Raw genomic sequence first — 12,018 nt, 5'->3', positions numbered from 1 at the left:
AGCTCCTAGAATTCTCTATCAACCAACTCTCCCTTCAGTGTCAGCCCACCTCCCGCCATGAACTGGAAATCGATTCCTTCCTCAATCCGCCGGGCTGTGCATTTGACCGGCATCGTCATCATCGTGATTCTGATCTGGAACCATTTTCGCGAGGAACCCACCAGGAGTTTCTCGAAACAGCAAGTCGATCACCGGCACATAGCTCAGCTTACCGCCACAACATGCCCCTCCGCCAATCCTTCCCTCCCAAGTAATCCGGATTCCATTCCGCCAACCAATCTAACTGGCGAGGCGGCAAATGAGGCACTCGGCAAGAATGGTCAGTATGAATCGCTCGGAGCGGCCTTCTCCGCTGCCCGCCACGCGGTCGATAAAATTGATCCCGCAGGGCCAAATTCGCGAGGAGCAGAGTATTTCGCTATCAATCCAGAACAACAATTGCGCACATGGTTTGGCAAGGGCGGCATCGAATTCGCCAGCGGTGTTGCCCCAGCCTGCGGATCCAAGAAAGTGATCTCGCCCGCCACTTTCAGAAATAAGATCCTCACCGCAGATATGCATGAGCAAAGCCTTGCCACTGAAGCTTCCGAGCGGGCTCCGTGGAACCTCGCGCTGCGTTTGCATAGCGCAGGTCGTTCGAACGGGTTGAAGGAGGTGAGGTTGGAAAAATCGTATGCGGCGGGAAACCGCGTTGAAATGACCGACTCAGTGTCCGGATTGATCCAGTGGTTTGAAAATCGTCGTGAAGGCGTGGAACAAGGCTTCACAATAATCAAAACTCCCGTCGGCAGCGGGTTTCTGGAAATGGTGATGGCGATTGAAGGCAATTTGAAACCCGAGCGACTGACTGCCGATGCCGTGTCATCGCAAGGTGTGCGCTTTGTCGATGCCGAAGGAAACGAAGTCATCCAATATAAAGACATCAAGGCTTGCGATGCCGACGGACAATCGCTGGTCGCAAAGATGGAGATCCGCGGCGCGGACCTCGCATTGGTGGTTGATGATGCCGGAGCTCGCTATCCGCTAACAATTGATCCGCTTTTTGTCAATGTGGAGAAGCGGTTGACTGACGATCCGGTGGCATTCGACAAGTTGGGATTCTCGGTCGCGCTCAGCGGCGATACCGCCTTGCTGGGCGCGCCCGAGGACGAAACGGGGGCCGGGCTTTTCGCGGGCAGCGCCTATGTTTTCGTAAGGAATGGAACGACATGGCTCCAACAGGCAAAACTGACGGCAAGCAATGCGGCCGCTTTCGACAACTTCGGCCACGCCGTCGCGATAAGTGGCAACACCGCGCTGGTCGGCGCCTATTTTCGGGACACCCCGGCGGGCGCGAATGCAGGAAACGCCTACGTGTTCGTTCGCAATGGAACCACCTGGAGCCAACAGGCTGAACTCAAGGCGGATGATGGAGCCGCTGGCGATGTGTTCGGCTTGTCCGTGGCGCTGAGCGACAACACCGCGGTGATCGGAGCGCCCGGTGCGGATACCGTGGCCGGGGTGCGGGCGGGCAGCGCGTATGTATTCTCAAGGACGGGGAACACGTGGACTCAACTTCCGAGGTTGACGGCGACCGACGGGGCGGCGGGCGACTCGTTCGGCCTCTCTGTTTCGGTGGACCTCGATACCGCGGTGGTGGGGGCACCCTTTGACGATCTGATTTCCGGTTCGGGGGCGGGAAGCGCTCACGTTTTCGTGAGAAACGGATCGGTCTGGAATGCCCAGGGACCGGAACTAACAGCAAGCGACGGTGCCGGCGATGACTTCTTCGGCTATGCGGTGGCAGTCCATGGCAATACGGCGCTGGTGGCAGCGCCTTTGGACGATACGGACAGCGGTTCGGATGCGGGTAGCGTGCATGTATTTTTCCGCAGCGGGACCAACTGGGCACCCCAAGGAACCACGCTTGTCGCCAGTGACGGGGCAGCGGGCGACAATTTCGGGTTTTGTGTTTCGCTCGATGGGGATACCGCGGTCATCGGTTCTCCCAATGACGATACAAGCGCGGGCGTCGATGCGGGCAGCGCCTATTTTTTCTTCCGCAGTTCCGGCAGTTGGAGCCAGCAGGGAGCGAGCGTCACTCCGAGCGTTTTCGCGCAGGAAGCGAGTTTTGGAGCGTCCGTTTCGATAAGTGGCGACACGGTGTTAGTGGGTGTGCCATCCGACGATACCTCCGCCGGCACCGATGCCGGAAGCGCTTCGGTCTTTCTGCGGACAAACACCTCCTGGAACCGCCAGGCGCAACTCACCGCAGGGGATAGCCCCGCTTACGACTACTTCGGACTGTCGGTATCTCTGAAGGGCGATACCGCGCTCGTGGGGGCTCCTTGGGACGACACCATGGCTGGTGCGGATGTCGGCAGCGCATACGTCTTCGTGCGCAGCGGCTCGTTGTGGAATCAGCAAGCGAGGCTGAGTGCCAGCGACGGAGCGTCCTCCGATCACTTCGGGATATCCCTCGCCCTTAGCGGCGGGACCGCGCTCATTGGCTCGCTAAACCACAGTATCTCCGGGGGCTTCGCCGCAGGGGCCGCTTACGTGTTTGTCAGGAGCGGCACCAATTGGGCACAACAAGGACCTCCCCTAACGGCAATTGATGGTGCGGCAAACGATGGGTTCGGAAGCTCGGTCGCGCTCGATGGAGACGATGCACTGGTCGGCGCGCCATACAACAACACTCCTGCGGGAGCGGACGCAGGCAGCGCATATGTCTTTACTCGTGTCGGTGCAACATGGACCCAACAGCCAAAGCTGTTGGCCAATGATGGTGCGGCGAACGATTCTTTCGGCTACGCGGTGGCTCTGAGCCAGGGAACGGCATTGGTGAGCGCTGTTTCCGCTGATACCGCGGCAGGAATCAATGCGGGAAGTGGCTATATCTTCGTGCGGACGAACTCTGCTTGGGGGCCTCCGGTAAAATTGACGGGATACCCAAGCCATGCCGGCGCGGACTTCGGGTATTCGGTGGCCTTGAGCGGCGATACGGCACTGGTGGGGGCGCGACTCGATGCATCGATCAACGGGATAGTCGGGGGGGCTGCCTACGTGTTCGTTAGAAGTGCAACGGCTTGGGAACTGCAGGCAAAGCTGATAGGCAGCAATGCGAGTGAATCCGATGAATTTGGATACAGCGTTGCCCTCGAGGGAGACTCGGCGCTGGTGGGGGCACCGGGCAACCAAACCGATTCGTTGGATGCGGGAAGCGTGTATTTGTTTGAACGTCGTGGGGCGATCTGGAGCGAGCAAAGCCGGCTCGCCGGAGGGGTGGACAGCTCTTCGGTCGACCGATTCGGATCTTCCATTTCATTGAGCGGGAATACGGCGCTGGCTGGAGCTTATCTGGAGGATACCGCGGCGACCGACGCGGGAAGTGTCTATGTGTTCCTCGTCGGGGAATTGCCTGAGATTACCCGACAGCCTGAGTCGCGGGCGGTCATTCCCAACGTTGCCGGTGGCGTGACCTTCAGTATCGAGGCCGCCGGCTACGGACCGTTGCGTTACCAATGGCGCAAGGACGGGTTCGCAATTTCCGGAGCAACAGGAAGCAACTTGCTCGTCAACCCGGCTACGCTGGCGGACGCGGGAAACTACGACTGCGTGGTTTCCAATATCGGAGGGATCGTGACAAGTGCGCCCGCCACCCTCAAGGTCAACAACCTGTCCCAATTCGCACCCAGTTTTCCAACCCGGGCTCCCACAGGCTCCGTGATTGTGAACCTGACGCCTGCCGGGGTCGGTGGCTGGCGTTTCGAAGGCGAACATGCCTGGCGGGCGGCGGGAGCCGTGGGAGGGCTGCCCGCGGGCATCCGCACCATCGAGTTCATGTCCGTCGGTGGCTACAATTCGCCAGCGACTGTGAGCAAGTCCATCACCGACGGAGGAGCCGCCACCTTTGTCAATGGGAGCTACAAAATCGGGCCAGGCGGAAGCGGCGGTCTCAAGGTGATCCTCGATGCCGACGGTCTCAATGCCAAATGGCGCATTTTCAAGCCCGGCACCAAAGGCGATCCGTGGCGGAACTCCAACGTCACTTTGACAGGTCTGCGACCCGGAATTTACCATGTCGAATGCAAGCCGGTGAATGACCACATCACGCCTCCTCCGCGGGCAATTTCCGTGGACAGTGGCGAAACCTCGTTCCTTTCCATCACCTACCCTGCCAGGGAATCGCCACCCGGCGAGGCACCCAAGGTGTTGCCATTTGAGACAGTGTCCTCAAGCACGGATCTGCCCTACGCCTTCGTCGGACAGATCCGCAGCGACCTCGGCTTCAGTTCGGGCTTCGTCGTGAAATCCCGCAACGACGTGAGCGCCGGTACCACCATCTCCCGCGTCGTCGCCACCGCAGGCCACGTGGTCTTCGATGACCGCACGAAGTCGTTCGTCGGCGGCTTGCAGTGGCTTCTCCAGCGGGATCGAGACGCGCATGAGCCAGAGCCGCTCATCCCGCGTGGTGCCCACATCCTGGACGACTACGCAGCGGCGCGGGTCGGAGCCACACCCGGCATCGGAAATGAAACGAGCCAGAACCGCGATGCCGCCGCCCTGTTTTTCAGCAAGGATGCCGGACGCGGCGGTTACGGGGGATTCCTCGCCAGCAACGAGGCGAACAACGAGTTCCTGCTCACCACCCCTTCGAATGCCACCACCCTTAAAATGTTCGTCGGCTATCCGGTGGACGGGGACGAGTTCATCCAAGGCCGCATGTACGCCAGCCCGCCCACCGCCGCCGCATTTTCCCGGGTCGCGCCAGCCGACGACACTTTCAGAACCTTCCGGACCACCGCCCTGTCCGGTGCCGGCGGCATGTCGGGCGGTCCCTTGTGTGTGCAGTTCGAGGGTGGGAATTACCTTCCGGCGGCGATTTATCTGGGCGGAACCGGCGAGTCCATCGTCCGCGCCATCGATGGGCAGGTCGTCGACCTTATTGAGCGTGCAGAGGCCAGCAGCGCCACCGGCGACAATCAGACCGGCGGCGGCTTCGCCCTCTACAGCTTCTCTAACATTGCTGGAGGCTCTTCTGCCAGCGGTGCCGTTCACGTCGTCATCTTCCCGCCGTCCGCCCGCGGCGGCGCGTACTGGCGGGTCAACGATAGAAATTATCACCAGTCGGACGCCGAGGACACCCTTCCTGCGGTGGGAGCGCCCTACACACTCTACGTCGCCCCGGTGGAGGGATTCGTACCACCCGACCCGGTCGGCCAACCTCTTGCCTTCAAGGGCGGAAAAATCCAGGAAGTCACCTACACCTATATCGAAGCGCCCGAGATCAAGGTCAGCCAGCCCTCCGCAGCGGATCTGCCGGACAGCGGATCCAGGACCTTCGGCTCGGTGGCGGTGGGAGCAGGTTCCCCCCTCATCTTCACGGTTAGGAACTCCGGACATGCCGATCTTACCGGATTGAAAATCACCAAAGACGGAGCCAACGCGGCGGACTTCAGCGTGACGGGGCCCGCGAAATCCGTGCTGCCTCCCGGGGCCAAAACCACCTTCAAGGTCACCTTCAAGCCCTCCGCCACGGGCAATCGCAAGGCCGCCATTCACATCGCCAGCAACGATGCCGACGAAAGCCCCTTCGATATCATCCTGACAGGGAGGGGGACCGCCGCCGTCAAAGCCGGCCTCGCCGGCGCGGTCCTCCCGCTCGTTGATCGGCAGTCATCCGGCGGTCCGGACTCGATCCCTCGCGAAACCATCACCACCATCCAGCTCGCCGACGGCCGGAAATATCTCGCACTCACCGTCACCCGAACCCCCTGCGATTTCTATCAGAAACCACGCGTCGAGGTATCAGGCAATCTTCTCGACTGGTACAGCGGTGCAAAACACACGACCGTGATGGCGGACGACGCCCGGCGCTATCAGGCGCGGGACAACATCCCTTTAGCACCCGGCACCAAGCGCTACATCCGCTTGAAAGAGTAGAAAATTCAAAATGACTCATCTTCCGCTTCAAACTTAAATCACCCCATGCCTTGCCACGGATATTTCCTCATGGCATCGCCATCGTGATTTCCCTCTCGTCCTCACCCCCCCATCCCATGAAATCCCGATTTTATCCCCGCAGGCTTCAGTTCGCGGCCCTCGTGACCGGAATCGTCATCATTGCGATTCTGACTTGGAACCATAATTCCCAAGAACCAACCGGCAGTTCCCCGGACCGTCAGGACTATCGGCCGGATGTCGCTCAGGCCGCCCCCCCCACCGGTTTTTCCCTGCAGGGCGATCCGGATCCCTATCCACAGGCTGATCTAACAGGTGATGCCGCGGACGCGGCGCTTCGCAAAGACGGCAAATACGAATCCCTCGGTGCCGTGCTTGTCGAAGCCCGTCACGCGGTGGAGAAAGTGGATTCGGCGTCTCCATCCTCGCGGGGAGCGGAATATTTCGCCGCTAATCCGGGGCAGAAACTGCGGGCGTGGTTTTCCAACAGCGGACTCGAACTGGCCAGCGGCATCGAAACGCCGGATGGTGAGGAGCCGTGGACATGCAGGATGCATCTGCAGGGAGTAGGTCGCGCGGGTGATGTTCGGCCTTTGCGGGCCGCGGCGTGCGCCGGCCAAGGCCGACGCGTGGATTTGAAATACACGGACTCGTCCGTCAGTGAGTGGTTTGAAAACAAGAACGAAGGTCTGGAACAGGGATTCACCCTGGCGGAACCGCCGCCCGGCAATCCGGGTGAGGTGACATTACTGCTGAACCTTGAAGGCAGCTTGAGCGCGGATAGTGGAGAGGATGGTGGATTTGTTAGATTGGTGGATGCGAATGGTGCCGCTGTGCTTCACTATAGGAATCTGGTGGCGTGGGATGCCGCCGGCCGGCCGCTCGACGCCCGCATGGAGGTGCGCGGCCCTGGAGCGCTTGCCTTGGTGGTGGCGGACGCCGGGGCTCTCTATCCGGTGACAGTGGATCCCATGTTTGCGAATGTGGAGGCGAGGCTGATCCAAACGATAAAGAACAACCGGATGGGAGCCTCACTGGCGCTTTCGGGGGATACGGTCCTGGTCGGTGTGCCTGGCGCGTCTGGTGCCTATGTTTTCGTCCGCAGTGGAACGACATGGACCCAGCAAGTCCGTTTGACGACTGTCGAAAACGACTATCTGGGGGGAAGCGTCGCACTTGCGGGAAACACCGCGCTGGTTGGACCTTATGTATTTACCCGTACCGGGACGGCATGGAGCCAGGCCACCAAACTTGTCGCGGAAAATGGCAGCACACCCAGCGGGCCGGTCGCGCTCGATGGAACGACCGCATTGGTCGGGCCCTCTGTTTTTGTCGGAAGCGGCGCTTCTTGGTCGCCGCAGGGAAAGCTCATCGCGAGCGATGGTGCTGCCCTGACAGGCGGCGTGGCTATCTCGGCCGATACCGCGATCTTGGGAGGTGTTCTACAGGGGGCAACCAGCGCTTACGTTTTCAAGCGGAGTGGAGTGACTTGGTCTCCACAGGCGAAGATTGCTCCGGCAGATCTCATGACTGGCGACTTGTTCGGCGTTTCCGTGGCGATAGCGGGGGACACCGCCGTAATTGGGGCGCCAGCCCAGTCACCCAACAACATCGATTATAAAGGAACAGCCTACATATACACCCGCAGTGGAACCACCTGGAGTCAGCAAAAAAAACTGGATACTTTTTCAAGCTACGGAGATTTGTTCGGCTCCTCCCTGGCCATTGCTGGCAATACTCTGGTAGTTGGAGCACCCCGGGATAGCAGCGGAGGGAGAATATCGGTGTTTACCCGTGTCGGGACAGTGTGGAGTTTGAGCACCTCTCTCAACACTCCAAATTTTTCGGGATCGGATCATTTTGGAAGCTCGGTGGCACTTTCGGGAAATACGATCGTGGTCGGAGCTCCCGATGAAGATACTGAAGCCGGCACGAACGCCGGGACTGTCAGGGCCTACACGCTGTCCGGCGCAACATGGGCCCTGCAGGCTCAACTAAGTGACGAGAACAACAAAGCCGCGGGTGACGAAAGCGGATACTCGGTGGCGATTTCCGGCGACACCGTAATGGTTGGTTCCGTCCACGACATCGGGCCTTCGGGAGGCGGGGTGGTCTACATGTTTGGGCGACGAGGTTCGGGATGGAGCCAGCAAGCCAGACTATTTCCCTCGGCGGCGGACTCCGGCGGGGCTTTCGGGCAGACCCTCGCTCTATCAGGAGATGCCGCGGTTGTCGGATCTCCTAGTGCGAATCTTAACGGGGGAAAACTATTCATATTCTCCAGATCGGGAGCGATCTGGAGCCAGCAGGCCGTGTTCACCCGCTCTGAGGCAGGATTTTCCACCTATGGTGGCTCGGTTGCCATCTCGGGTGACACGGTGATTGTGGGAGATCAATTCGGCGACAGCCAGTTGGTGGCCGATACGGGGCGCGTTTATGTGTACAACCGCAGTGGAACGACGTGGAGTTTGCAGGACCAGTTTTCGCCTGCCACTGCGGCAGACGGGGATTCCTTCGGAGACTCCGTATCCGTTTCCGGAAATACCGCGCTGATAGGAGCCACCGGCACCGGTTCTTCTACCGGCAGGGCTTATGTCTATATCCGCAACGGAACTACCTGGAGCGAACAGAAGCAGTTCTCTCCGGGCGCGGGAGGATATAATTTCGGTATTTCCGTTGTTGTAGAAGGTGACACCGCATTGATTGGATCCGACGTCGTGGGTTCGGCGGGAACAAACAGTGGCAGCGTGTATGTCTTCGCGCGTGACCAGACGACGTGGTCTCTTCAAGCCAAGCTCACGCCGGACGAGGCCACACCGGACGCGAATTTCGGCTGGGCGGTGGCTCTTAAGGGAAATACCGCGTTGATCGGTTCCATTGGGGGGCGTGATGCGGCGGGCAGGAATGTTGGCCTTGCTTATGTCTTCGTCCGCGATGGGCTCGTTTGGAACCAGACTCTCAAGCTTTCCTCCGGTGTGGATGCGTCCTCAGGCGATCAATTTGGAAGATCCGTGGCGATCTCTGACACGACAGCCGTGGTCGGTGCCCGTTACGACGAAACCATGGGAGCAGACGCGGGCAATGCCTATACCTTCCTGATTGGCGAGACTCCATCCGTCGTCCAGCAGCCGCTCGCACAAACGGTGGTGCCAGGGAAGATGGTCACCTTTTCAGTGGTTGCGAAGGGCTTTGGCCCGCTCCGCTATCAGTGGCGCAGGAACGGATTCCTGATAGACGGGGCAACCGGCGCGAGCTACACGATACCGTCCGCGCAACTGCTGGATCAGGGAGACTACGACTGCGTCGTCTCCAATATCGGCGGCGTCGTCACCAGTGCGGCGGCCGCCCTCAAGGTCAACCCCCTTTCGCTGTTTGTTCCGAAGCCCGCGGGCGATCCTCCCGTCTCGCAAGGCTATTTAATCGTTGATCTAACACCATCCGGAGTCGGTGCATGGCGCTTCACGGGAGAATATGCGTGGCGGCCCGCTGGCGTGCCTGTGGGCGGACTGACCGAGAGCGATCGTATCATCGAGTTCATGCCCGTCGGCGGCTACATCGTGCCGGCTCCCGTCACGAAGCACCTCACCGGCAGCGGCCTGCCTGTCACCGTGGACGCGGACTACGGGGCCAAATCGGCGGGCACCGGCACGCTCACGGTGATCCTCGATGCAGGCGGCTCCGCCGCCCGCTGGCGCCTGTTCAAGCCAGGAGCCAGTGGTGAACCATGGCTCTCTTCGGGCACGACGCTGACAGATCTTTCGCCAGGTATCTACTATGTGGAATGCGAGCCAGTGGAGGGGCGTCTCACTCCACCACCCGGCCCCGTTCCTGTGGCGGATGACACCACGCCGCCTCTTACCGTCACCATTCCCTACACCGTCAAGGAGACCGCGTTTGGTGCCGTTCCCGAACTTCTGGCCTACGCCACCATCTCCAGGAATGTGGATCCGCAGCTTCCTTTCGGAAATGTCGGACAGATCCGCAGTGACGATGGATTCAGTTCCGGATTTGTCGTGAAATCGAAAAAGGATGCCGAGGCGGGCGGCACACTCTCACGGGTGGTCGCCACCGCCGCTCATGTCGTTTTCGACGATGAGAAGGAAACTTTTGTCAGTGGTCTGCAATGGCTCCTGCAGAGGGACAGCGGCGAGCATGAGCCGGTGCCGCTCATTCCCCGCGGCGCACACATTATGGACGGCTATGCGGAAGCCAGGTCCGGAGCGGAACCCGGCGTCGGAACCGAGGAATCCCAAAACCGGGATGCCGCCGCCTTGTTCTTCAGCGAGGACGCGGGCCGCGGTGGCTACAGCGGATTTGTCGCCAGCGATGCCACTCCCAACGAATTCCTCATTTCTTCTCCGCCGAATCCCGACACCCAGAAAATGCTCGTCGGCTACCCGGTGGATGGAGACCAGTTCGTCGCCGGGCGCATGTATGCCAGCGCCCGCACCGCAGCCACCTTTTCGCCGGTCAGACCCTTGAACACCTCGTTCAAAACCTATCGGACCACCGGCTTGAGCGGTGCCGGCGGCATGTCCGGCGGCCCTTTGTGCGTGCGCTTCGAGGGGGGGAATTATTTCCCCGCCGCCATCTATCTCGGCGGATCCAACGAATCCATCGTCCGCGCCATCGACAGCGAGGTCATCGAACTCTTCGAACTCGCCGAGTCCAGCAGTGCCACCGGGGGAAATCACACGGGCGGCGGCTTCGCACTCTACAGTTTCTCTCCCATTTCCGGAGGCTCGTCCGCCAGTGGCGCCGTCCATGTCGTCATCGATCCACCCGAGGCCCGCGGCGACGCCTACTGGCGGGTCAACGAAAGGGCGTACCACCAGTCCAATACCGAGGACACCCTCCCGGCCGGGGCAGTGAGCTACACCCTATTCGTCACCCCCGTGGCAGGCTTCGAAACACCCGACCCCGTAGGCCAGCTGCTCGTCTTCAAGGGCGGGAAAAAACAGGAAATCAAATACACCTACGTCAAGGCGCCCGAGATCCAGGTCCGGCAAGCCGCCGCAGTGGAGCTGCCGGACGGAGGCTCCAAAGACTTCGGTACCGTCGCCGTCGGATCCAGCTCCAGCCTGACTTTCACGATCGCGAACGTCGGCTATGCCGATCTCACCGGCTTGAAAATCACCAAGGACGGAGCGCACGCCGCGGACTTCACCGTCATCACGAATCCAGTCGCCCCGGTGTCCGGACCTGTCGGAACCACCACGTTCAAGGTGAAATTCACCCCCGGTGCCACCGGCCCTCGCACCGCCGTCCTCCACATCGCCAGCAATGACGAGGATGAAGCTTCCTACGACATCACGCTAACAGGGAATTACCCGCCACCCGCTCCCGAGATCGGCGTCGAGGAACCCGCCAATACCCCGCTCACCGACGGTTCGTCCTCGACTGCCTTCGGATCCGTCGTTGTGAAAAAAACCTCCGCCAAAAACTTCACCATCCGTAACTCCGGCCCCGCCGATCTCACCGGACTTAAAATCACCAAAAACGGAGTCAACTCCGCGGACTTCACCGTCGCCGCACTGAAGGTAACCTCGCTGGCCAACGGAGCAACCACCAGCTTCAAGGTTACCTTCAAGCCCTCCGCCACGGGCAGCCGCAAGGCCGCCATCCACATCGCCAGCAACGACGCCGACGAAAATCCCTTCGACATCAATCTGACAGGGAAGGGGACCGCCGCCGCGGTCAAAAAAGGAAGCCTGGCTGCCGCCGTCCTTCCGCTCGTAGATCCGCAGTCCTCCGGCAGCCCCCGCGAAACCATCACCACCGTCACCCTTGCCGATGGCCGGAAATATCTTGCGCTCACCGTCATCCGCAGTCCTGGAGATATCTATCAGAAACCTCGCATTGAGGTATCGGGCAATCTGCTCGATTGGTTTAGCGGTGCAAAACACACCACCATCCTCGCGGACGACGCCCGACGCTACCAGGCCCGCGACAATACCCCTCTCGCACCCGGCATCAAGCGCTACATCCGCTTGAAAGAGTAGAAAAGTCAGAATGCCTCATCTCCTGCTTCAAACATAGATCATCACATGCCATGCTGCGGATCTTTCCTTACGG

2 protein-coding genes are annotated in these 12,018 nt (G+C 60.4%); both read left to right on the top strand.

The genetic code is table 11. The annotated features are described in order from the left end of the window. Nucleotides 1-57 precede the first annotated feature (57 nt). Entirely contained in the window at nt 58-5,925 is a 5,868-nt protein-coding gene (locus tag ABIQ96_RS21300; protein WP_348216661.1) for a choice-of-anchor D domain-containing protein, read from the top strand. A gap of 116 nt (nt 5,926-6,041) precedes the next feature. After that, nucleotides 6,042-11,945 (top strand): choice-of-anchor D domain-containing protein, encoded by a 5,904-nt coding sequence (locus ABIQ96_RS21295; protein WP_348216660.1) that lies wholly within the window; start codon nt 6,042-6,044, stop codon nt 11,943-11,945. Nucleotides 11,946-12,018 lie beyond the last annotated feature (73 nt).

Source organism: Luteolibacter sp., from assembly GCF_039920825.1.
Taxonomy (GTDB): domain Bacteria; phylum Verrucomicrobiota; class Verrucomicrobiia; order Verrucomicrobiales; family Akkermansiaceae; genus Luteolibacter.
This window is presented reverse-complemented; position numbering and strand designations above follow the sequence as displayed.

What these genes read in the sequence shown, in the direction of transcription:
- ABIQ96_RS21295 (WP_348216660.1), top strand. Translation starts at nt 6,042, where the DNA reads ATGAAATCCCGATTTTATCCCCGCAGGCTTCAGTTCGCGGCCCTCGTG.
- ABIQ96_RS21300 (WP_348216661.1), top strand. Translation starts at nt 58, where the DNA reads ATGAACTGGAAATCGATTCCTTCCTCAATCCGCCGGGCTGTGCATTTG.